The following is a 21,642-nucleotide window of genomic DNA, read 5'->3' on the forward strand; positions in this document are numbered from 1 at the left end:
ACAGAACGAGCACCTTGAACATTGGAAAGGCGTCCGCCGTGCATATCGACATCATCGAAACCCTGCCGTCGCTGGCCAAGCTCGAGGACAACTGGAACGCCGTCTACGACGCGGACGACGAAGCGCAGATATTCCTGTCGTGGCAATGGCTCAACGGCTGGCTGTCCTACATCCATGGGCCGTGGTTCATCCTGGCTGCAAAAGCCGGCGAGTCCGCCGACCTGCCTTATGTTGCGTTCCTTCCCTTGCGGCTGCAGACCACGATCGAGAAATCCGACGTCATCAGCGACATGAGGATGGCCGGCAATTTCGCCGCCGACTACACCGGCATCATTTGCAGACCCGAGGCGGAGAACAAGGTCATTCCAGCCTTTGCCCGCTGCATCAGGCAGATGAATTGGGCGCGGCTCAATCTTGAAAATGTGCGGATGTCGGAGCGGCGCGTGCGGTTGCTTCTGGCCTGCTTTCCGAAAGCCAATTTCAGCTATACGGAGGTCGGCAGGGTCAACAAGGTCGACGGTATCGATAACAGTCTCTGTCCGTATCTCACGCTACCCAAGGACTGGAATGGCTATCTGGAATCGCTGAGCGCCAATACCAGGCAGAAAATCCGGCGCCTCCTGAAGCAGGTCGATACGCCCGGCGAATATCGAATAACCGTTTCAACGCCCGAGACGTTCGCGCAGGACCTCAAGACCTTGCTGGGATTCTGGGAGACGAAGTGGCGCCCTCGCAAGGGTGACAGGATCGATAGCCTGGTCCACTCGAACGGCGCCATGCTGACGCGCAGTTTTCAATCCGGCATGCTGTACCTGCCGACTTTCTGGCATCGTGACCGGCCTGTCGCGGCGCTGGCCACGCTGGTGGATCCGCGCAAGCGGGCGTTCTCGTTCTACATGACCGGACGTGACGAGACGTTCGACGGGCCGCCGCCGGGAGTGATCCTGCACGCCTTCAGCATCCGCCACGCGATCGCGAACGGGTTTTCCGAATACGACTTCCTGCGCGGAAACGAGCCGTACAAATATTCGTTCGGCTGCGCGGAGCGCAAGATCCGCTGCACCGTTCTGGAGACCAGGAACGGCAGGAATCTCGGCGGCGGGCTCGACCCCCGCAGCATCCCGGACGTCCTGCAACTGGCGACCGAACTGCACCGGAAGGGGCAGGCGGCCGACGCCGAAGTCGGCTACCGGCGGATCCTGGAGGTTCAGCCGAAGCACGCCGACGCGTTGCACCGGCTCGGCCAGCTGCTGGCGGCGAAGGGTGACTTCGCCGCGGCCAAGCGGCAGTTCCGGATCCTGACGACGGTTCGGCCCGATGCCGCCAAGGCGTGGCAGTGCCTGGGCCAGGTCTGCGAAAGCCTCGGTCAGCACGAGGAAGCATTGCGCCAGCACCTCGAATTCATGCGGCTGCAACCGAACCTGCCGGACGGTTTCGTCGCGGTTGGCAGGTGCATGGTCAAGCTCGGACGGATGGCGGAAATCAACGCCGCGCTGCTGGCCGCGATCGAACCGGCGAGCGCCCCGTCGATCCGGAAGTGGCGCGGTTCGCGGCGCGTGCCGGACCGGCAGACCGCCAGCGAACACTCGGCCTCTGCGTAGGACGGATTTGCCGGAATTGTCCGGTTGGCAGGCACGCGGGTGCGGAGGACAGCATGCTCACGATGACAAGAAACGTCAGGCGTTGGCTGACGGCCGCAATGATCTCCGGCGCGCCACCATTCGTCAATCGCATGGTGCGCCGGTGGATTTCCCGCCATGCATTCGAGACCGAGCGTATTTCCTTGCCGGGCGCGTAGATGAACCCCGATCCGAGGAGGCGATCTCATAAAGAACCGCCCGATCAGCAGCCTCCGCTGCCTGAACGGACGCGCATCAAGATGAGCGCGCTCGGAGCGACGCGATGCCCGAATCTCGCCGGCCGGCAAGGGGTCATCATTGGTTCAGGCCGCTATCGCAGCACCGTCCGCGTCATGTTCGACGATTTCAAGTCGCCGACCTCGCTGCACAGCACCTACATCGAACCCGTGGTCGAGGAAGAACAATCTCCCCACCGGGGCCGGAGCGGCACGCCCCGACAGGGAGCAACCCGCGCGAATGCGGGTGGCCGGGGACTTTGTTCCGATTGAAGTCGTCCAGGTTCCGGTCGGCCGGAACCGTCTTGGCCGCAAAACGTTGATTTGTTGTCGGGCGAACGTGCGTTACGCGATCCCGCATCCGCTTTCATGTGTTGCCGAGGTGCCGCCTGCTGCAAAGTTCATCCATCCTCATCCCGGGCGACACCGTCTGGAGAAGGTGCAAGGCAGGACGGCTGGCTATCCTCAATGACGCGGCCGCGTATTTCGCCGCTTTGCGGGAAGCGCTGCTGCTCGCGACGAAGCAGGTCTACATCATCGGCTGGGACATCCACAGCCTGACTCGGTTTGTCGGGCCGTCCGGGCATGCCGACGATGGTTATCCGGAAGAGCTCGGCGCGTTTCTGAAAGCGCTCCTGAAGGCGAAGCCCGGGTTGCGGATCAACATCCTGAGCTGGAATTTCCCGGCCCTCTATGCGGCGGAGCGGGAGTGGAATTCAGCCGCCAAATTCACCTCGGACGCGTCGGACCGGCTTTGCTTCTGTTTCGACTCCAGTCTTCCGCTAGGCTCCGCGCAGCATCAGAAGATCGTCGTCATTGACGGAGTGCTTGCGTTCGTCGGCGGCCTCGACCTCACGATACGCCGCTGGGACACCAGCGAGCACGACGCCCATCATCCGTTGCGGACCGATCCCGACGGCAAGCCCTATCCGCCGTTTCACGACGTGCAGTGCATGGTGGATGGCGAAGCCGCCGTCAGTCTGACGGAAGTGGCGGAGAGCAGGTGGCGGGCCGCCGGCTGCACGGTCGAAACAAGCACCGACGTCACCGGCGAGCGCTGGCCGGCCTCGGTGCCGGTGCAATCCCGGAGAATGACGGTGGGCATCGCCCGGACCGAGATAGCAACCGCGAGCGAAGCCGGCGTGAACGAGGTCGCACGGCTGTTCGAGGCCTCCATCAACGCGGCCGACCGCTTCATCTACATCGAGAACCAGTTCACCAGCGCCACCGATATCGCGCGCCTGCTGGCGCAGCGGATGCTCGATGTGCCACAGCTTCGTGTTTTGATCGTCACGCCGAGGATGCATTCGTCCTGGTTTGAATCGCAGGCCATGCAGAGCGGGCGCGGCGGATTCATCGCCCAATTCGTGGCGGCGGGCGTCATGGACCAGGTTCGCTTTCTCTATCCATCGATTCGGGATGGGGAGCAGGCCACCGTGGTCATGGTGCACAGCAAGGTGATGATCGTCGATGATCGAATTTTGCGGGTGGGCTCGGCCAACCTCAATAACCGCTCGATGGGTGCGGACACCGAGTGCGATCTCGCCTTCGAGGCGACGTCCGAGGCACACCGGAAATACATCGCCCGGCTTCGCCGCCAACTGATCGGGCATTTCTGCGGCGTCGATGCGCGGGAAATCGCAAGCAACGAAGCCGACCTGTTCGGATTTCTCGACCGCCTGCCGGAGCGCGGCGGCGCGAAATCGTTGCAGCCGATCGATCCGGCCGCAACAGCCGGCAGCATGGCAACGATGGTGCAGCCCGTCGCCGATCCCCGAGAACCGCTTCACCTCGACCGCGCCGCCAACCGCATGTGGACGGCAAGAACCATTTTGGCGGTGTTGGGGTTGGCCGCGGCGCTCGCCGGCCTCGCGCTGGCCTGGCAGTACACATCGTTGCGCGATTTCGCTGATGTCGGCTTCGTCTCTTCGGTCATTTCGCAACCCGCACGGTCGCAATTCGCGCCGCTGCTCGCAATTGCCGCCTTCGTCGTCGGCGGGCTGGTGGTGTTTCCGGTGCTGGTTTTGATCGCCGCCACGGCAGCGGCGCTGGGGCCGTGGATGGGCTTCTTCAGCGCGGGCGCCGGCGTGCTGCTCAGCGCGCTCACGCTGTTTTCGATCGGCCGCGTGCTGGGCCAGGCGCGCCTGCAGCGGCTGCTCGGGCGTCGCGCGGGGCGAGTTCAGAACCGCATCATCGGCAAGGGAGTCGTTGCGGTCGCCATGATCCGGATGGTGCCGATCGCCCCGTTCTCGATCGTGAACGTGGTGGCGGGCGCCAGCAAGCTGAGCCTGCGCGATTTCCTGCTCGGCACCGTGCTGGGCATGGCGCCGGGGATCGCTGTCATGGCCGCGCTCGGCGCGCAGATCGCAGATCTCGCCAGAAACGCATCGTGGGCGAACGCGGTGCTGCTCGCGCTGGCGATCCTCGCCTGGATCGCGCTGTGCCTCGGCGTGCAGTTCCTGGTGACGTGGATGGCGGGACGAAGAACGTGACGGCCACGATGCGCATCATGACGTGGAACGTGCACGGCATCTTCCACCTCAATCCGGGTTTCGACCTCGACGGCGTGTGCTCCATCATCCGCCACTGGTCTCCTGATATCGTGGCGCTGCAGGAGGTCGATTCCCGCGGAAGAACCGACGATCCCTTTGCCCTGCTGGCAAAGGCCGTCGGCGACCACAGCGTCGATGCAAGATCGATCGTCACCGAGGACGGCGACTACGGACAGGTGCTGTTGAGCCGCTGGCCCTTCGCCGAGCCTCCGAAAATTTCCGACGTCTCGTATCAGGAGCGGGAGCCCCGCCGGGCCATTGCCGCACGCATCTTGTCTGATCACGGCGAGGTCACGGTCATTGCCACGCATCTCGGCCTGAGCATTCATGAAAGGCACGCGCAGGCCCATGCCCTGGCCGACCTGGTGCAGCCAACGCGAACGCTCGTGCTCGGCGATTTCAATGACTGGTTCTGGGTGAAGTCGGTGAGGGGCGTGCTGGCGCGGATCTGCCCGGTCCGAACGCGCTTGCGGACGTTTCCCTCCCGATTGCCGATGATGCGGCTGGACCGGATCTATGCCTCGCGCGATTTGACGATCCGCGCGGCCTGGACCGATCGCAAGGCCCGTGCGTATTCGGACCATCTTCCCGTGATCGCGGATGTCGCGTTTCCCGAATAGAGGTCTGCATCAGGCGGGCTTGGCTGGATGCTGCGTTCTGGGGTGCCGCTCATGCAGCAGGCAGGCGAGGCCATGGCGCAGGTCTTCCCGCTCGCGCATCGCGGTCTCGAATAGCGCTTCCTGAATGTCGCGCGGCATATTGCCCCAAACGGCCATCGCAGCTTCGCCCAGCAGCAAGGCAAAAGTCTGTTGTTCGGTCATGTCGCTCCTCCCCGATTTTTACGTTTGATCGAAGTGAAGGTTCCGTTCCCGTGAGCTTTTGCGTTTGGCCGTCATGAAGGCGATATCACTGTCCCCAGCGCAACACGACGGGATCGAGCTGGCGGGCGATTTCAATGAGACCCGCGCGCGCCGCCGGGTGAACCCTTTGCAGGGGATGACGAACCGCGTCCGAACCGATCACGCTGCCTTCCTTCATCAGGATCTTGGCGGCCTGCAAGCCGCACTGGCGGTTCTCGTAATTGATCAGCGGGAGCCAGCGCGCATAGGCCGCCATCGCTTCTTCCCGGCGCCCCGCCAGATACGGATCGACGATTTGCCTGATGCCATCAGGGTAGCCGCCGCCCGTCATGGCGCCGGTTGCACCCGCATCGAGATCGGCCATCAGGGTGATCGCTTCCTCGCCGTCCCAGGGCCCTTCGATGCTGTCGCCGCCGGCTGCGATCAGGTCGCGCAGCTTCGCCGCCGCCATCGGCACCTCGATCTTGAAATAGCGGATGTTCGAAATTTCCCGCGCCATGCGGGCGAGGAGGTCGACCGAAAGCGGTGTCCCGGCAACCGGGGCATCCTGGATCATGATGGGAATATCGATGGCGTCGGACACGGTGCGGTAGAAATCGAAGATGGCCTTTTCCGGCACGCGGAACGTGGCGCCGTGATAGGGCGGCATGATCATCACCATCGCAGCCCCGGCGTCCTGGGCCTGGCGGCTGCGGTCGGCGCAGATACGCGAGCCGAAATGCGTCGTCGTCACGATCACCGGCACCCGGCCGGCGACATGCTCCAGCACCGCATGCATCACCTGTTCACGCTCGGCGTCGCTCAGGACGAACTGCTCGGAGAAATTGGCCAGAATGCAGAGGCCGTTGGAGCCGGCGTCGATCATGAAATCGATACAGCGGCGCTGCCCCGCGAGATCGAGCTCCCCACGGTCGTCGAAGATGGTCGGAGCGACGGGGAAAACACCGCGATAGGGCCGTTGTGCAGTCAGGGTCATTCTGGATGTTCCATTCGAACAGGATCAGTGATTGTATGGTCGTCCAATGCATTCATCAACATGATAGAAGGCTCGACGCAATCGAGCAGCAAGAACAAGGGAAAGATCGATGGGGGGAGTTCTGGAGGGCGTTCGCGTCCTCGATTTCGGGCGCTATATCGCGGGGCCGTATTGCGCGACGTTGCTGGCCGAGTTCGGTGCGGAAGTCATTCGCGTGGAGAAGCGCGATGGCAGCGAGGATCGCTTTGTCGCACCCGTCGGCGAAGGCGGCGAGGGTGCGCTGTTCCTGCAGGTCAACCGCAACAAGAAATGCATCACGCTCGATCCGATGAAGCCGGAAGGGCAGGAGGTGATGCGCCGGCTGGTCGCCACTGCTGACGTCGTCGTCGCCAATCTGCCGCCGCAGACGCTGCGGGCGATGAAGCTCGATTACGACTCGCTGAAGGCGATCAAGCCGGACATTATCCTGACGACCGCGACCGCCTTCGGCGGTCCCGGGCCGTGGTCCGACCGCGTCGGCTTTGACGGCGTCGGGCAGGTGATGTCGGGCGCGGTCTACATGACAGGCAAAGGCGATCCGCCATACCGGGCCGCGGTGAACTGGGTCGATTTCGGCACGGCGCTGCATTGCGCGTTCGGCACGCTCGCCGCCCTGATCGAGCGCGGCAAATCCGGGCGCGGGCAGATCGTCGAGGGCGCGCTGCTGGCGACCGCGCTCTCCTTCACCAACGCGACGCTGATCGAGCAGGCCGTGATTGCCGCGAACCGTGTCCCCACCGGCAATCTCGGCCAGACCGCGGCGCCGGCCGATATCTACCGCACCAAAGACGGCTGGGTGCTGTGCCAGGTCACCGGGCACCCGCTGTTCATCCGCTGGGCAAAACTGATGGGCGAGGAGGATCACTGGCTGGACGACCCGCGCTTCGCCGACGATCTCAAGCGCGGCGACAACGGTCCTGTCATCAGCGAGCGCATGGCGCGCTGGTGCGCCGAGCGCACCACGCAGGAAGCGGTCGATACGCTGGGAAGAGCGATGATTCCGGCCGGCCCGGTGCTGAGCCCGCAACAGGCGCTGGAGCATCCGCACATCCGCGCCGCCGGCTTCATGCAGGATGTCGACTATCCGGGCCTGCCGAAGCCTGCGCCGACGGCACGCGCCGCGGTGCGGCTGTCGGAGACGCCGGGCGAAATCGTGTCGCGCCCGCCGACGCTCGGCGAGCACACCGACCGCGTGCTGGCCGATATCGGCTATGACGCGGCTGCGATCGCCGCGCTACGCAAGAACGGGATCATCTAGATGCAGCGGCCGATGACCCGCCGTCTTGTTGGTTGCCGTCGGGTGGTTCTTCGCCAACCTGCAGCCTGGACATCAGCTCCATGACGCTGCTGTCGATCCCGGCCAATCCTGTTCCGGAGGGGGCGCTTGCCGGGACAATCGGGACGCCGGATGGCGTCACGTTGCGCTTTGCGCGCTGGGCGGTGCCGGCCAACGGCAGGGGGACCGTCTGCGTCTTCACCGGGCGCGGGGAATACATCGAAAAATATTTCGAGACGGTGCGGGATCTGCGCCAGCGCGGTTATGCGGTGGCGATGATCGACTGGCGGGGACAGGGGCATTCCTCGCGCCGGCTGGACAATCCGCTCAAGGGCCATATCCAGAATTTTTCGGAGTACGAGATCGACGTGGCGGCCTTCGTTAAGCAGGTCGTGCTGCCGGATTGTCCGCCGCCCTATTTTGCACTGGCCCATTCGACGGGCGGCGCGGTCATGCTGCGCGTCGCGCATGCCGGCATCGCGCCGTTCGAACGCTTCGTGCTGTGCGCGCCGATGATCGACCTGCCGGGTCTGCGTGCGTCGCTGCCGATGCGCGGCCTGATGCGCATGCTGCGCGCGGGTGGAATGAGCGAGCGGTTTATTCCAGGCGGCAACATCGACCTGATCAAGTCGACGGGCTTTCCCGGCAATCCCCTGACCTCGGACCCGCGCCGCTATGCCCGCAACGCGGCTATCCTGGAGGCCGATCCGACGCTCGGGATTGCGTCGCCGACCGTGGCATGGCTCGACGCGGCCTTTGCGGCGATGGGCGAGTTTCGTTCGAGCGAGTTTGCCGGCCGGATTCGCCAGCCGGTCCTGATGCTCGCGGCAGGCGACGACACCATCGTATCGGCCCCTGCCATTGCCGCGTTTGCCCGGAATCTGCCGGCGGGATCGCATCGCGTGATTGCGGGTGCGAAGCACGAAATCCTGCAGGAAGACGACCGCTATCGCGCGCAGCTCTGGGCCGCATTCGATGCCTTCATGCCGGGGTAGGCCGTGTACTCACGCAGCCAAATTCGGATTGAAGCGCCATGAATTTACTTCCGCTTTCCGGGCATAGCGGACATGACCGGGCTTGCTGTTGGCTCGACCCGGGCGCGAATGGACCCACACCGGACATCGACGACCAAAGTCGGCAACCGGCACATTTGCGGGTCTCCGGAACTTTGGGGTGATTCCGCGAGTTATGAATTGAGCAGCACTGCGCGATCTCGCTTTCGGCTCAACACACATATGCCGTCTGTTGTCGCAAACGGCGGCATCGCAGGAGGCTCTCATGAGTATCAAGCGAATCCTGGTTCCACTTCCCGGCTCAGCCAGTCACACCGGTCAAATTGAAACGGCCCTGTCTACCGCGAAGGCATTGGGGGCTCACGTCCAGGCACTGTTCATCAGTCAGCCGCCGCCGGTCACACGTAGCGGTGTCACGCGTAGCGGTCTAACTGCCACGGAAATGGGACGAGCGGTGACCGCCGCATCGGTAAACTGGTACGCCGAGGAACGGGAGCGATCTACGCGGGATGCGCGTCAGGTTTTCGTGCAGGCCTGCGCGGTAGTCGGCATCCCGATGCTATCGGCGGACGACGAGCCCGGCAGCCCGCTCGCAGCATCCTGGCGCGAAGCCGAGGGATCGTATGTGGAAATCGCGGCGCAACGGGCCGCTGCCTTCGACCTGATGGTCGCCGCAAGCGCCACCGTGATGGAATCGTTCATGGCCATTGCCGAGCAATCGCTGCTGCAGACGCGTCGCCCCGTGCTGTTGGCGCCGGCTCGCCTGCAGAGTGATCTGACCGACAGCGTGATGATCGCCTGGGACGAGAGCCCGGAATGCTGGCATGCGGTCTCGGCTGCCATACCGTTCATGCAACTCGCCAAATCAGTGCGGGTCATAAGCGTTGATCGGGACGCCAGCAATCGCCAAGCCTCGCAGGCGGAGGTGCTTGCCTATTTGCGCTGTCATGGCATCGGAGCGACTGCGCAGGTGGTTGCACCGGAATTGCGCTCGGTGGGCGATACGCTGCTCGCGGCGGGGGCAGAGCATGAAGCCGGCCTGCTGATCATGGGCGCCTATTCCCATAGCCGCCTGCGCGAGATGCTTCTGGGCGGGGCCACGCGCCACATCCTTAAGAACGCTTCGGCACGCCCCGTTCTCTTGGCGCATTAGCCCTCGTCAGAGCGCAACTGAGCTCAGGTTGCCGCCGACGCCAACGCTATGGCGGGCTTGCTCACTCGCCGAAGGCGGGTTGGGCGGCGTGCGATTAACGCGCCGACGCTGTCAAACGTATCACCCTCCTTTCCGGGGGTAGAACGGCTTGAGCGTCGGGCGGACCGAAGCCAAGTTCCCCCACCACCCGAGGAGTAACAACATGACCCCACACATCCCCGAGGAATTTTTCACCAGGTTGATCGACAGGAGTCCCTTCGTGATCATGGGCAGTACGATGCCGCCCCGAGATCCTAATGAAGACGAAGAGGACGAGGACGAAGAGGAAGAGGAAGAGGAAGAGGAAGAGGAAGAGGACGAGCCGCCGGTCGTACGAGAGCCGGACGAAGACTAGACCATGATGCTTTTGGGATTGGGCATAGCGTACGCACCCTGGTTCGAACGAACGTCGTCGATATCGCGGTTGCGAACATGCCGGCCGATTGCCGGGAATCGGTCGGTCTCGATGCTCGGAACGCTTGTCACGATGGAGTTCCAGACCGTATCGTGACGCCGCGGAGCGGCGACGCGTGGCGTCGCGGGCGAGGCGGGATCGAGGTTTTGCATGGGGTCGCAGGTAAGCTTGCCGCTCTGGGTCGTTGTCCTGATGGCGATCCTCGCGATCCTGGCGGCGCTGGATCGCATCCTCATTCCCAGCGTGCGCTGGGCGCTGCGTCGGCGCGCTAATCGTGCCATCGAGGAACTCAACACCAAACTCAGGCTTCGCATTCAGCCCTTCAAGCTGACCAAGCGTCAGGTGCTGACCGATCGTCTGGTGTTCGATCCTGAAGTGCTGCGGGCGGCCGAGGAATATTCGGCCGAAACCGGCGTGCCGAACGAAGTCGCGATGGAAAAGGTGCGGCGCTACGCCCGCGAGATCGTTCCGGCGTTCAGCGCCTATGCTTATTTTCACGTCGGGACGCGGATCGCGCGGGCCGTTTCCCATATGCTGTACCGGGTGCGGATCGGCGTCCGCAACGACGAGGCGTTGGCCGCCGTCGATCCGGCCTCGTCGGTGATCTTCGTCATCAATCATCGCTCGAACATGGATTACGTGCTGGTGACCTACGTCGCCGCCACCTCGTCGGCGCTGAGCTACGCCGTCGGCGAATGGGCCAAGGTCTGGGGCCTCAGCAATCTGATCCGCTCGATGGGAGCCTATTTCATCGCGCGCGATTCCGGCGAGGCGCTCTATCGCAAGGTGCTTTCGCGCTATGTTCACATGGCTACCGCAGCGGGTGTCACGCAGGCGATTTTCCCGGAAGGCGGGCTCAGCCGCGACGGAAAGCTGCGTCCGCCGAAATTCGGGCTGTTGAGTTACATGGTGGCGGGCTTCGATCCGCTCGGTCCGCGCGACGTGGTGTTCATCCCAGTCGCCGTCAACTATGACCGCGTGCTGGAAGACCGCATGTTGACTTCGGTGGCCAATGCCGAGCCCGGGAAGAAGCCGGTGTTCGGCTTCAACGCGGCGATCCTTGCGCGCCATTTCTTCCGCCATCTGTGGCTGGCAATGCGCGGCGAGTGGCATCGCTTCGGATATACCTGCGTGAGTTTTGGCGTGCCGGTGTCGCTGCGAAATTATGTCGAGGCAAGGAAGATCGATTTTCGCGTTCTCGCAGCCGAGCCGCGCCGCATCGAGGTTGAAAGGCTCGGCAACGAATTGATGGAGGCCGTCGGCCGCGTGGTGCCGGCGCTGCCGGTCTCGCTGGTCTCGACCGCCGTGCTGGAGGCCGGCGACCAGCCGCTGACGTTGTTCGAAATCAAGGGCCGCGTTTCAACCTTGATCGACGACCTCGAAAAACTCGGAAGCTATGTTCACATCCCCCGCGCCGATCGCGACTACGCCATCTCCGTCGGCCTGCGGATGCTGACGCTGCGCCATCTGGTGATCGAGGCCGACGACACCTACCGCGCCAACCCGAAAGAGCTCGTGCTGTTGCAGTACTACGCGAACGCGATCGTCCATCTGTTCAAGGACAGGGAGCCGCGGACGGGACGCGACAGTCCGTAGGGTGGGCAAAGGAGCGCTAGCGACGTGCCCACCATCCATCACCGATCGCGCCTCTCGATGGTGGGCACGCTTCGCTTTCCCCACCCTGCGGGCTCTCGCCGTCATTGCGAGCGTAGCGAAGCAATCCACGCCTCCGCACGCGGCGCTATGGATTGTTTCGCGGAGCCTGTCATCGGGCGCGCAATGACGTGGAGAGGGCGCTGCGCCTCTGACAAAGAGGGCGGAAGGTTCTCCAGCAAACCTCGGGCGCAATGCGTCGCGAGATCGCGCAGTCACATCTGCGTAGGATGGGTAGAGCGAAGCGAAACCCATCACCACACGCACCGGCATTGATGGGTATCGCTTCGCTCCACCCATCCTAAGAAATCCGCCCAGCCGTCATTGCGAGCGAAGCGAAGCAATCCATCTCTCCGCGTGTGGCGCTATGGATTGCTTCGCTGCGCTCGCAATGACGGGGAGGGAACGGTGCCTAATCCTGGGCTACCCGACCACCGCTCTGGCCCCGCCGCTTCCTTGCAAAAGCTTGAAGTTTAAAATATATGCTGAACCCTCATCCTGGAGGCTTGACCGATGTCCCCATTGTCGCGTTCCTCCCATGCGCTCGTCACCGGTGGCGGGCGAGGCATCGGCCTTGCGATATCGGCCGCGCTGTCGAAAGCGGGCGCAACGGTGACGGTGCTCGGCCGCAACCGCGCGACGCTGGATGAAGCCGTGGCGTCCGGCGCGGCGCAGTTCGCAGCCGTGGCCGATGTTGCCGATCAGGCGTCGGTCAAATCGGCCATAGCGGAGGCCGCCGCGCGGCAACCGATCGACATCCTCGTTGCCAATGCGGGCGCGGCGGAATCCGCGCCGTTCGGCCGCTCCGATGCGGCGCTGTTCCAGCGGATGATGGACGTCAATTTCATGGGCGTGGTCCACGCCACGCAGGCGGTATTGCCTGGAATGGTCGAGCGCCGTCACGGGCGGATCATTGCCGTCGCGTCCACCGCCGGTTTGAAAGGCTACGCTTACGTCTCGGCCTACAGCGCGGCCAAACACGCCGTCGTCGGCCTCGTCCGTTCGCTGGCGCTGGAGACGGCGAAGAGCGGCGTCACCGTCAACGCCGTCTGCCCCGGCTTCACCGAAACCGATCTGCTGGAAGGCTCGATCGACAACATCATCAAGAAGACCGGCCGCAGCCGCGAGCAGGCCATCGCGGAACTGTCGAAGCACAATCCGCAGGGGCGCCTCGTGGCGCCATCGGAAGTGGCTGATACCGTGCTCTGGCTGTGCGGCGAAGGCGCCAGTGCCATCACTGGACAGGCCATCGCGGTGGCCGGCGGCGAAGTCTGATCGGCCGCCACATCGATAACGATTAAATTCAGGGAGAGATCATGAGCAAACCCGCCAACCCCGTCACGCTGCCGCTGGCGGATTATTCGCCGAAGCATTTTCTGCTGGCCGTGGTCGATCGCGTCGCCACCGTGACGCTCAATCGTCCTGAACGCAAGAACCCGCTGACCTTCGAAAGCTATCGCGAGCTCACCGATTTCTTCCGCGCCTGCGCAATGGATGACGAGGTCAAGACCATCGTCGTGTCAGGCGCAGGCGGCAACTTCTCGTCCGGCGGCGACGTGTTCGAGATCATCGGTCCCCTGATTCAGATGGATACCAAGGGGCTGACCGCCTTTACCCGCATGACCGGCGATCTCGTCAAGGCGATGCGGGCGTGTCCGCAGCCGATCGTGGCCGCCGTCGAAGGCATCTGCGCCGGCGCGGGCGCGATCGTCGCCATGGCCTCGGACCTGCGTCTGGCCGCCACCGGCGCCAAGGTCGCGTTCCTGTTCAACAAGGTCGGCCTCGCCGGCTGCGACATGGGCGCCTGTGCGATCCTGCCGCGCATCATCGGCCAGTCGCGGGCCTCCGAACTGCTCTACACCGGCCGCTTCATGACCGCGGAGGAGGGCGAGCATTGGGGCTTCTTCAGCCGTATCGTCACCCCGGACGCGGTGCTGCCGCAGGCGCAGCTTCTGGCCAAGCAGATTTCCGATGGGCCCACCTTCGCCAACACCATGACCAAGCGTATGCTGGCGATGGAATGGGCGATGTCGGTGGAGGAAGCGATCGAGGCCGAAGCGGTTGCGCAAGCGCTCTGCATGACCACGGAGGATTTTGCCCGCGCGTTTGAGGCATTCTCGAACAAGCGGACCCCGGTGTTCCGGGGGAACTAGTCTGGTTGTAGCCCGGTGGAGCGAAGCGAAACCCGGGGGCCCTGCCGATGTCGCGAGAATCCCGGATTGCGCTGCGCTCCATCCGGGCTACGAACAGGGCCTTGCCCAAAAATTGTTTTAGGCTTAAAGTAATTCCGAGCTTGCCCTTAGCCTGTTTCGGAGGCGGTAGATGAAGATCGCGATTATCGGCGGCGGACCGGCCGGTCTCTACGCCGCGATCCTCTTGAAGAAACAGCGGCCCCAGGCCGAGATCACGGTCTATGAGCGCAACCGCACCGACGACACGTTCGGCTTCGGCGTGGTATTTTCAGATGCGACGCTCGACAATTTCGAGAAGTACGATCCGCCGAGCTACCGCCGCATCACCCAGGAATTCGCCTATTGGGACGACATCGCCGTGCACTTCCGCGGTACGGTCCACCGCGTCGGCGGCAACGGCTTTTGCGGCTGCTCGCGCCGGACGCTGCTGCTGATCCTGCAGGAGCGCGCCCGCGAACTCGGCGTGACGCTGCTGTTCGAAACCGATATCGACGACGAAGCGCGATTTGCCGATGCCGATCTGATCGTGATCGCTGACGGCATCAACAGCCGCTTTCGCGACAAGCACATCGAACACTTCCAGCCGCAGGTCGATCTGCGCTCCAACAAGTTCGCATGGATGGGCTCGACCAAGCCGCTCGACGCCTTCACCTTCATCTTCCAGGAGACCGAGTGGGGCCCGTTCATCGCGCACGCTTATCAGTATGAGGCGGGACGCTCGACCTGGATTTTCGAGACCGATGCCGAAACCTTCCAGCGCGCCGGGCTCGAAGGCCTGAGCGAACAGCAATCCGCCGACCGGATGGCCGAGATCTTCGGCTGGTTCCTCGACGGCCATCCGCTGCTGATCAACCGCTCGATGTGGCGCAATTTTCCGATGATCCGCAGCCAGCGCTGGGTCAAGGACAACATGGTGCTGCTCGGCGACGCCAAGGCGACGGCGCATTTCTCGATCGGCTCCGGCACCAAGCTCGCGATGGAAGACGCGATTGCGCTTGCCGATGCGATGGCGCAGGCGCCGACCGTTCACGATGCCTTGCAGACCTACGAGCATGGCCGGCGCGAGGAGGTCGAGAAGACCCAGCACGCCGCCGACGTGTCGCTGGTCTGGTTCGAGCATGTCGACCGCTTCTGGGATTTCGATCCGGTGCAGTTTGCGTTCGGCGTGATGACCCGCGCCAAGGCGATTACCTACGATAACCTCACGCTGCGCGCGCCGGAGTTCGTTCGCGAGGTCGACAAGGCGTTTGCAATGCAGGTTCGTTCAAAGGGCTTCGACGTCGATGTCGACAAACCCACGGCGCCGATGTTCCAGCCGCTCAAGTTGCGCGAGATGGAAGTTGCGAATCGCGCGGTGGTGTCGCCGATGTGCATGTACTCCGCGAAGGAAGGCGTGCCCGGCGATTTCCATCTGGTGCATTACGGCTCGCGCGCCATCGGCGGCGCCGGGCTGATTTTCACGGAGATGACCTGCGTCGGCCGCGACGCCCGCATCACGCCCGGCTGTACTGGTCTGTGGAACGACGAGCAGCAGGCCGCTTGGACGCGGATCGTCGATTTCGTCCACGCCAATTCGGCGGCAAAGATCTGCCTGCAGCTTGGACATGCTGGCCGCAAAGGCGCGACCAAACTGATGTGGGAGGGCATGGACCGGCCGCTGGAGCAAGGCGGTTGGGATACGATCTCGGCGTCGCCATTGCCGTACTTCCCCGACAGCCAGGTGCCGCGCGAGATGGATCGCGCCGCGATGGACCGCGTCAAGCAGGAGTTCGCAGCGGCAGCCTTGCGTGGCGAGGCCTGCGGCTTCGACATGCTCGAGATGCACTGCGCCCATGGCTATCTGCTGGCGAGCTTCATTTCGCCGCTGACCAACACGCGCACCGACGAATATGGCGGCACGCTCGCCAACCGGCTGCGCTATCCGCTGGAAGTGTTTGAAGCGATGCGTGCGGCATGGCCCGCGCACAAGCCGATGTCGGTTCGCATTTCCGCCACCGACTGGGCCGCGGGCGGCATCACTGGCGACGACGCGGTGGCGGTCGCACGCGCGTTTGGCGAAGCCGGCGTCGATCTGGTCGATGTCTCCACGGGCCAGACCGTGCGCGACGCGCAGCCGATCTACGGCCGGATGTTCCAGACGCCATTCTCCGATCAGGTCCGGAACGAAGCCCGGGTCGCGACCATGTGCGTCGGGAACATCACCACCGCAGACCAGATCAACACCATCCTCGCCGCCGGCCGCGCCGATCTCGTCGCGCTCGCCCGGCCGCACCTGGTGGATCCATCCTTCACGATGCGGGCGGCGGCCTGGTATGGCGCCGATATCGCCTGTCCGCCGCAATATCTGCCGGGCAAGGAGCAAATCTTCCGCAACAGTGTGCGTGACCGGCAGGATTTCGAGGACCTCAAAATTAAGGGTAAGCCGAAAACCCGCGCCGAGCTGAAAGCCGAGGCGACAAAGCCGCTTGCAGCCGAATAGGCCGGATGGCAGGCTCTATCCGCTCCCTCGCCCCACTCTTTGCGGGGAGAGGGCTGGGGTGAGGGGCTCTCTCCGCGATCTGTGAACGCCGAGAGTGCAGTACCCCCTCACCCGGATCGCAAGGGCGATCCGACCTCTCCCCGCAAGCGGGGCGAGGTTGAAGAGAGAGTGGAGTCGAGCTGATGAAAGCGATCATCGTCGGGGGCGGCATCGGCGGCCTTACCACTGCGCTCATGTTGCGGGCGCGCGGCATCGACTGCGAATTGTTCGAGCAGTCAGACAGCATCCGCGAGCTCGGCGTCGGTATCAACACGCTGCCGCATGCCATCAGAGAATTGACGGGCCTCGGCCTGCTGGACCGGCTCGACGCCGCCGCTGTTCGCACCGACCAATTATATTATCTCAACCGCCACGGCCAGGAAGTCTGGCGCGAGCCCCGCGGTCTCGATGCCGGCCACGACGTGCCGCAATTCTCGGTTCATCGCGGCCGCCTGCAAAGCGTGATCCATCGCGCCGTCGAGGAACGGATCGGTAATGAGGCGATCCACACCGGCTGCCGCCTCGGCTCCTTCGCGCAGCACGAGGGCGGCGTGGTCGCGCACTTCTTCGATCGTACTGGCGCCCATGTCAAAACCGCGCGCGGCGATATCCTTGTCGGCGCCGACGGCATTCACTCGCGCGTGCGCGAGATGCTGTTTCCCGACGAGGGGCCGCCGTGCTGGAACGGGCTGATGCTGTGGCGCGGCGCGCGCGACTGGCCGGCGTTCCTGACCGGCCGCTCGATGATCGTGGCCGGCGGGCTGAATGCCAAGGTCGTGGTGTATCCGATCGCGGAAGGATCCAGTCCCGCGAGCCGGCTGACCAACTGGGCGGTGATGGTGAAGATCGGCGAGGGCAATTCGCCGCCGCCACGCCGCGAGGACTGGTCGCGGCCGGGCAAGCGCGAGGAGCTGATGCCGCATGTCGAGCGGTTCAAGGTGCCGTATGTCGACGTGCGCAGCCTGATCTCGGCGACGCCGGAATTCTACGAATACCCGTGCTGCGACCGCGATCCATTGCCATACTGGACCTGGGGCCGGGTGACGCTGCTCGGCGACGCCGCGCATCCGATGTATCCGGTCGGTTCGAACGGCGCATCGCAGGCGATCCTCGACGCGCGGGCGCTCGCCGATGAACTGGCGCGCGCTGAGCATCCGCGTCAGGCGCTGGTGGCGTATGAGAAGAAGCGGCTGCCGATGACGGCGGAGATCGTGCGCGCCAACCGCCGCGGCGGCCCCGAGGGCGTGATCGACGCGGTCGAGCAACTGGCGCCGGATGGTTTTACGGATATCGAGAAGGTGCTGAGCCACGCCCAGCGCGAGGCGATCGTGCGCGGCTACGCCTCCAAGGCCGGGTTTGCGCCGCCACCGCTGGGATTGGCGGCGGTGCGGTAAAAGCCCCGTAGCCCGGATGGAGCGAAGCGCAATCCGGGACGGTGGCGGCCGCATTCCGAAGGCCCCGGATTGCGCTGCGCTCCATCCGGGCTACGGGCGCGCCTCACGCCCCCGGAGGCGGCGGCAGGAAGTGGATGTTGTGCTCGGCCGCGAGCGCCACCATCGCATCCGGCGTCTGCTCCTTCATGTTGTGGATCGCCCAGAACAGATCGTAGAGCCGCCGCGTCGGCGACACCCAGAACAGCGCCTTCGCGGTGCGGCCGGACTTGTTGAAGATGCCGTGCGGCTTGCCCATCGGCAGCCGCACCAGATCGCCGGGCGTGGCTTGCGTCTCGGCGCCGTCGAGGAAGAAGTCGAGCTGGCCTTCCAGGATGTAGAGATATTCGTCCTGGTCGGGATGGATGTGCGGCGGCACGAAGGTCTCGGGCGGGAAGGTCGCATGCCATGAGAAGGAATGCTCGGTGACGTTTTTCGGCACATAGGTCTGGCCGAGGATGCTCCAGGAAATTCCCTGAATGCCTTCATTGGCGCGGGTGATGCCGGCGATTTCGGTTTTCATTTGCTGTTCCCTTCCCAAACATTATTTCGCGGGCGAGCAGTCCTTGGCGTAACGGTCGCCATAGTTGGAAAACACCTTCTCGACGATCTCGGTCTGGAATTTTCCGTCCGCGCGTTTGGCAACCTTGGTCAGATAGAAATTCTGGATCGGATAGCCGTTGATGTTGAACTTGAAATCACCGCGCAGCGAAGTGAATTCAGCCTTCCGCAGCGCGGCGGACACCGCGTCCTTGTTCTTGAGGTCGCCCTTCACCGCCTTCACCGCGCTGTCGATCAGCATGGCCGTATCATAGCCCTGCATGGCGTAGGTGCCGGGCACGCTGTTGTAGGCAGCCTCGTAGCTGGCTACGAACTTCTTGCTCTGGGGATTATCCATGTTCGGCGCCCAGTTGGCGCCGCCGAACATGCCGACGGCGGCGTCCTGCTGCGCGGGCAGGGTGGATTCATCGACGGTGAACGCCGACAGCACCGGAATCTTGTCGGCGAGGCCGGCCTGCCGGTACTGCTTGACGAGACCGACGCCCATGCCGCCCGGCATGAAGGTGAACAACGCATCGACCTTGGAGGAAGAAATCTTGGTCAGTTCGACCTGGAAATCCAGCGTACCGAGCGGTGTGTAGCTTTCCTCGGCAATCTCGCCCTTGTAGTCGAGCTTGAATCCGGCTGCAGAATCCTTGCCGGCCTGATAGTTCGGCACCAGCACGTACATGCGCTTGTATCCGCGATCCTGCGCGACCTTGCCGAGGATCTCGTGAACCTGGTCGTTCTGGTAGGAGGTCACGTAGAAGAACGGGCTGCACTCCTTGCCGGCATAGCTCGATGGCCCCGCATTCGGACTGATCAGGAACGTCTTGTTCTCGGTCACCGGCCGGTGAATGGCCTGCAGGATGTTGGAGAAGATCGGCCCGACCACGAAGTCGACCTTCTCGCGTTCGAGCAGGCCCTTGGCCTTGGTCACGGCGCCGTCGGGTTTGAGTTCGTCGTCGACGACGACGACCTCGACGTCCTTGCCGGCCATCTTGCCGCCGAGGTCCTTGATTCCGAGTTGCAGGCCGTCGCGCGATTGCTGGCCGAGGACGGCCGCCGGGCCGGACAAGGTCGTGATCACGCCGATCTTGATTTTCTCCTGCGCTGCGGCTGGAGTTGCGGCAACACCCAGCAAAACGGCAAGTCCGGTCAGCTTCAACGACTGCTTCATGATTGTTTCTCCGTTCGGCCTCTGCACCCGAAACCCACGCCACACCAAATGCTCGGAATACAGCTTATTCTGACGGTGACTGCACCTGCAAGCAGAACGCATCCATGCAAGCCATGCGCCAATTACTTGAAACCTAAAGAAATCTGGGCAATGATCCGAGAAGCTGCGCTCTGTTCGGATCACCGAACGCCCAAGCTGGACAAGATTTGCATCATGATCCTCGATTCAGAGACCAAGGCGGTCGAACTCCCGGAACATCATGGCGACGAACTCCGGCTTTGGCTTCGCCTCCTGACTTGCACGACCCTGATCGAGGGTGAGGTGCGCAGCCGGTTGCGCGAGCGCTTCGACGTCACGCTGCCGCGGTTCGATCTGATGGCGCAGCTCGACAAGGTGCCGGAGGGCATGACGCTGTCGGATGTCTCCAAGCGGATGATGGTCTCGAACGGCAACGTCACCGGGCTGGTCGAGCGCCTCGTCGAATCCGGACATCTCGACCGCCGTACGTCCGACGCCGACCGCCGCGTGCAGGTGATCCGGCTGACCAAGGCGGGGCGGGCCGAATTCCGCAAGATGGCGGCGGAGCACGAATTGTGGATTGCCGACGTCTTCGGGGAGCTGACGCCGAAGGACGTCCGCGAACTGATGCGTCTATTGGCCAAGACCAAGGCGTCGGCGCAGAAATCCGCAAAGGCGCGAACGGCGTGAGGCGACGCTGCGGCTGAAGCAACTGGCCGGACGCTAGTTCATCCCGCGCAGGGTCGCTGACGGCTTCTCGCCGAATTTGGCGCGATAGGCGCTCGCCATTCGGCTGAGATGGGTAAATCCGAGCTCGAAGGCGATATCGGTGATGCTTTCGTCAGGGGAGGCGGCGGCCAATCTGACATTGAGATGCGCGAGTCGGATGTCGCGCAGCATCTCCGAGATCGACGTTCCGAAATGCCGCTGGAAGCCGAGTTGCAGCGCACGGATACCCGTGCCCGCGGTGTCGGCCAGTTGCGTAAGGTCGAGCGGCTCGGCCGCATGCGCATACAGAAACTCGCGCGCCCGCCGCAGCGGCTGCGGCAGCGCTTCGGCCCGGCCGCCAAATCGCTCGATCGCTTCGCTGGCGCTGTGGTGCTGGCCGTGGAGCAAGGCACCCAACAGCGTCTCGCGCATATTGGCCGCGGCCATCGGCGAAAGCGGCCGTTGCGGTCCGAGGCGTTCGGCGAGATCGACAAACTCCAGAATCTGCGACTGAAGCGCTTGGCCGCCTCTCGAGGAGAGATCGACCGCGGGTTCGAACTCGACTGCGCTCACCGGCCGGCCCGACAGCGCTGCGGCCCGTTGCTCCAGCACACGGCGATCGACCAGCAGAATGAGCTGGGCGCAATTACCCTGCCAGGTCATTCGTGTGGGAATCGTCGGCGACAATAGCGAAGCGCTGGCGCCGGGAGTGGCTGCGATGTCGCGCGCCGCCGTTTGGACCCGCGCCGAACCGCGTACGGGAATTTGCAGCAGGAAGAAACGCTCGAGACAGCCGGGGTCGATCAACACCGATCCGCCATAGGCGACGTAGTTCACAGAGAAGCCGCCAAAGACCGCGCTGTTATGCAGCGCAAAAAAGTCGGCTGATGTCCTGTGCTCGGGCGCAAGTCGGTGCGGGCAGAATATCCGCCCGACCGCGTCGGCGGCATCGTCGACGCTATCGGTCGAAACGCGGTTGAACGCCGCCAGCCGGGCGGCGGGGTCGTGCCGGACAATGCTGGTACCTATCGCCACGGCCCGGCCCTTCGCATTATTTGAAGCCTATAATATCTGCGGGCGCCGTGGTTGGGAAGGCGATTTGATGGCCGTTGGTGCCTGATCGAAAGGCAAAGCGATCTGTCCGTCATTCCGGGGCGCGCGCAGCGCGAATTATGATGTGCACTTGCACATCAGAGAATCCATCGCTCCGCTTGGCCCGCCGTGA

At 63.8% G+C, this 21,642-nt stretch carries 19 protein-coding genes; 14 read left to right on the forward strand and 5 right to left on the reverse strand.

Annotated elements, in window-relative coordinates:
* Window positions 1-14: 14 nt before the first annotated feature.
* From IVB05_RS14125 to IVB05_RS14140, 4 genes are all read left to right on the forward strand, one after another.
* Complete coding sequence (locus tag IVB05_RS14125; RefSeq protein ID WP_247784958.1) at window positions 15-1,601, forward strand: GNAT family N-acetyltransferase; 1,587 nt, start codon at window positions 15-17, stop codon at window positions 1,599-1,601.
* Between the two features lie 197 nt (window positions 1,602-1,798).
* A complete protein-coding gene (locus IVB05_RS14130; protein ID WP_247784959.1) occupies window positions 1,799-2,128 on the forward strand; it encodes a hypothetical protein in 330 nt (109 codons plus the stop codon).
* 101 nt (window positions 2,129-2,229) lie between these two features.
* Window positions 2,230-4,347, forward strand: coding sequence for a VTT domain-containing protein (locus tag IVB05_RS14135; protein WP_247784960.1), 2,118 nt, complete (start codon window positions 2,230-2,232; stop codon window positions 4,345-4,347).
* Window positions 4,344-5,027, forward strand: coding sequence for an endonuclease/exonuclease/phosphatase family protein (locus tag IVB05_RS14140; RefSeq protein ID WP_247784961.1), 684 nt, complete (start codon window positions 4,344-4,346; stop codon window positions 5,025-5,027). The genes IVB05_RS14135 and IVB05_RS14140 overlap by 4 nt, the downstream gene beginning before the upstream one ends.
* 9 nt (window positions 5,028-5,036) lie before the next feature.
* On the opposite strand, the gene IVB05_RS14145 is transcribed toward IVB05_RS14140, so the two are convergent.
* Window positions 5,037-5,228, reverse strand: coding sequence for a hypothetical protein (locus IVB05_RS14145; RefSeq protein ID WP_212423761.1), 192 nt, complete (start codon window positions 5,226-5,228; stop codon window positions 5,037-5,039).
* An 85-nt stretch (window positions 5,229-5,313) separates the two neighbouring features.
* Window positions 5,314-6,243 carry a dihydrodipicolinate synthase family protein gene (locus IVB05_RS14150; RefSeq protein WP_247784962.1) on the reverse strand — a complete coding sequence of 310 codons (930 nt, stop codon included), beginning with the start codon at window positions 6,241-6,243 and terminating at the stop codon, window positions 5,314-5,316.
* Between the two features lie 109 nt (window positions 6,244-6,352).
* Between IVB05_RS14150 and IVB05_RS14155 the strand changes: the two genes are divergently transcribed.
* From IVB05_RS14155 to IVB05_RS14195, 9 genes are all read left to right on the forward strand, one after another.
* Entirely contained in the window at window positions 6,353-7,540 is a 1,188-nt protein-coding gene (locus tag IVB05_RS14155) for a CoA transferase (RefSeq protein ID WP_247784963.1), read from the forward strand.
* 80 nt (window positions 7,541-7,620) lie between these two features.
* Entirely contained in the window at window positions 7,621-8,553 is a 933-nt protein-coding gene (locus IVB05_RS14160) for an alpha/beta hydrolase (RefSeq protein WP_247784964.1), read from the forward strand.
* 283 nt (window positions 8,554-8,836) lie between these two features.
* Window positions 8,837-9,724, forward strand: coding sequence for a universal stress protein (locus IVB05_RS14165; protein WP_247784965.1), 888 nt, complete (start codon window positions 8,837-8,839; stop codon window positions 9,722-9,724).
* Window positions 9,725-9,926: 202 nt separating this feature from the next.
* Window positions 9,927-10,118: a hypothetical protein gene (locus IVB05_RS14170; RefSeq protein WP_247784966.1), complete on the forward strand. Its 192-nt coding sequence runs from the start codon at window positions 9,927-9,929 to the stop codon at window positions 10,116-10,118.
* 210 nt (window positions 10,119-10,328) lie between these two features.
* Window positions 10,329-11,774, forward strand: coding sequence for a 1-acyl-sn-glycerol-3-phosphate acyltransferase (locus tag IVB05_RS14175; RefSeq protein WP_247784967.1), 1,446 nt, complete (start codon window positions 10,329-10,331; stop codon window positions 11,772-11,774).
* 570 nt (window positions 11,775-12,344) lie between these two features.
* A complete protein-coding gene (locus IVB05_RS14180) occupies window positions 12,345-13,106 on the forward strand; it encodes an SDR family oxidoreductase (protein WP_247784968.1) in 762 nt (253 codons plus the stop codon).
* 41 nt (window positions 13,107-13,147) lie between these two features.
* Window positions 13,148-13,984, forward strand: coding sequence for an enoyl-CoA hydratase family protein (locus tag IVB05_RS14185; RefSeq protein ID WP_247784969.1), 837 nt, complete (start codon window positions 13,148-13,150; stop codon window positions 13,982-13,984).
* A gap of 169 nt (window positions 13,985-14,153) precedes the next feature.
* Window positions 14,154-16,502 (forward strand): bifunctional salicylyl-CoA 5-hydroxylase/oxidoreductase, encoded by a 2,349-nt coding sequence (locus IVB05_RS14190; RefSeq protein ID WP_247784970.1) that lies wholly within the window; start codon window positions 14,154-14,156, stop codon window positions 16,500-16,502.
* Window positions 16,503-16,684: 182 nt separating this feature from the next.
* A complete protein-coding gene (locus IVB05_RS14195; RefSeq protein WP_247784971.1) occupies window positions 16,685-17,935 on the forward strand; it encodes a flavin-dependent oxidoreductase in 1,251 nt (416 codons plus the stop codon).
* Between the two features lie 103 nt (window positions 17,936-18,038).
* Here the strand turns inward: IVB05_RS14195 and IVB05_RS14200 are convergent, their stop codons facing one another.
* Entirely contained in the window at window positions 18,039-18,494 is a 456-nt protein-coding gene (locus tag IVB05_RS14200) for a cupin domain-containing protein (protein WP_247784972.1), read from the reverse strand.
* Between the two features lie 21 nt (window positions 18,495-18,515).
* Window positions 18,516-19,691: an ABC transporter substrate-binding protein gene (locus IVB05_RS14205; protein ID WP_247784973.1), complete on the reverse strand. Its 1,176-nt coding sequence runs from the start codon at window positions 19,689-19,691 to the stop codon at window positions 18,516-18,518.
* Window positions 19,692-19,904: 213 nt separating this feature from the next.
* Here IVB05_RS14205 and IVB05_RS14210 point away from each other — a divergent pair, with 213 nt between their 5' ends.
* Window positions 19,905-20,399: a MarR family transcriptional regulator gene (locus IVB05_RS14210; RefSeq protein ID WP_247784974.1), complete on the forward strand. Its 495-nt coding sequence runs from the start codon at window positions 19,905-19,907 to the stop codon at window positions 20,397-20,399.
* A 33-nt stretch (window positions 20,400-20,432) separates the two neighbouring features.
* Here IVB05_RS14210 and IVB05_RS14215 read toward each other — a convergent pair whose 3' ends face one another.
* Window positions 20,433-21,446 carry an AraC family transcriptional regulator gene (locus IVB05_RS14215; protein ID WP_247786692.1) on the reverse strand — a complete coding sequence of 338 codons (1,014 nt, stop codon included), beginning with the start codon at window positions 21,444-21,446 and terminating at the stop codon, window positions 20,433-20,435.
* Window positions 21,447-21,642 lie beyond the last annotated feature (196 nt).

The sequence above is a fragment of the Bradyrhizobium sp. 170 genome, from assembly GCF_023101085.1.
In the GTDB taxonomy this organism is placed as follows: Bacteria; Pseudomonadota; Alphaproteobacteria; order Rhizobiales; family Xanthobacteraceae; genus Bradyrhizobium.

Excerpts from the sequence above, each read along its gene's own strand:
- IVB05_RS14130 (WP_247784959.1), top strand. The coding sequence starts at position 1,799 with ATGAACCCCGATCCGAGGAGGCGATCTCATAAAGAACCGCCCGATCAG.
- IVB05_RS14145 (WP_212423761.1), bottom strand. The coding sequence starts at position 5,228 with ATGACCGAACAACAGACTTTTGCCTTGCTGCTGGGCGAAGCTGCGATG.
- IVB05_RS14150 (WP_247784962.1), bottom strand. The coding sequence starts at position 6,243 with ATGACCCTGACTGCACAACGGCCCTATCGCGGTGTTTTCCCCGTCGCT.
- IVB05_RS14155 (WP_247784963.1), top strand. The coding sequence starts at position 6,353 with ATGGGGGGAGTTCTGGAGGGCGTTCGCGTCCTCGATTTCGGGCGCTAT.
- IVB05_RS14160 (WP_247784964.1), top strand. The coding sequence starts at position 7,621 with ATGACGCTGCTGTCGATCCCGGCCAATCCTGTTCCGGAGGGGGCGCTT.
- IVB05_RS14165 (WP_247784965.1), top strand. The coding sequence starts at position 8,837 with ATGAGTATCAAGCGAATCCTGGTTCCACTTCCCGGCTCAGCCAGTCAC.
- IVB05_RS14170 (WP_247784966.1), top strand. The coding sequence starts at position 9,927 with ATGACCCCACACATCCCCGAGGAATTTTTCACCAGGTTGATCGACAGG.
- IVB05_RS14175 (WP_247784967.1), top strand. The coding sequence starts at position 10,329 with ATGGGGTCGCAGGTAAGCTTGCCGCTCTGGGTCGTTGTCCTGATGGCG.
- IVB05_RS14180 (WP_247784968.1), top strand. The coding sequence starts at position 12,345 with ATGTCCCCATTGTCGCGTTCCTCCCATGCGCTCGTCACCGGTGGCGGG.
- IVB05_RS14185 (WP_247784969.1), top strand. The coding sequence starts at position 13,148 with ATGAGCAAACCCGCCAACCCCGTCACGCTGCCGCTGGCGGATTATTCG.
- IVB05_RS14190 (WP_247784970.1), top strand. The coding sequence starts at position 14,154 with ATGAAGATCGCGATTATCGGCGGCGGACCGGCCGGTCTCTACGCCGCG.
- IVB05_RS14195 (WP_247784971.1), top strand. The coding sequence starts at position 16,685 with ATGAAAGCGATCATCGTCGGGGGCGGCATCGGCGGCCTTACCACTGCG.
- IVB05_RS14200 (WP_247784972.1), bottom strand. The coding sequence starts at position 18,494 with ATGAAAACCGAAATCGCCGGCATCACCCGCGCCAATGAAGGCATTCAG.
- IVB05_RS14205 (WP_247784973.1), bottom strand. The coding sequence starts at position 19,691 with ATGAAGCAGTCGTTGAAGCTGACCGGACTTGCCGTTTTGCTGGGTGTT.
- IVB05_RS14210 (WP_247784974.1), top strand. The coding sequence starts at position 19,905 with ATGATCCTCGATTCAGAGACCAAGGCGGTCGAACTCCCGGAACATCAT.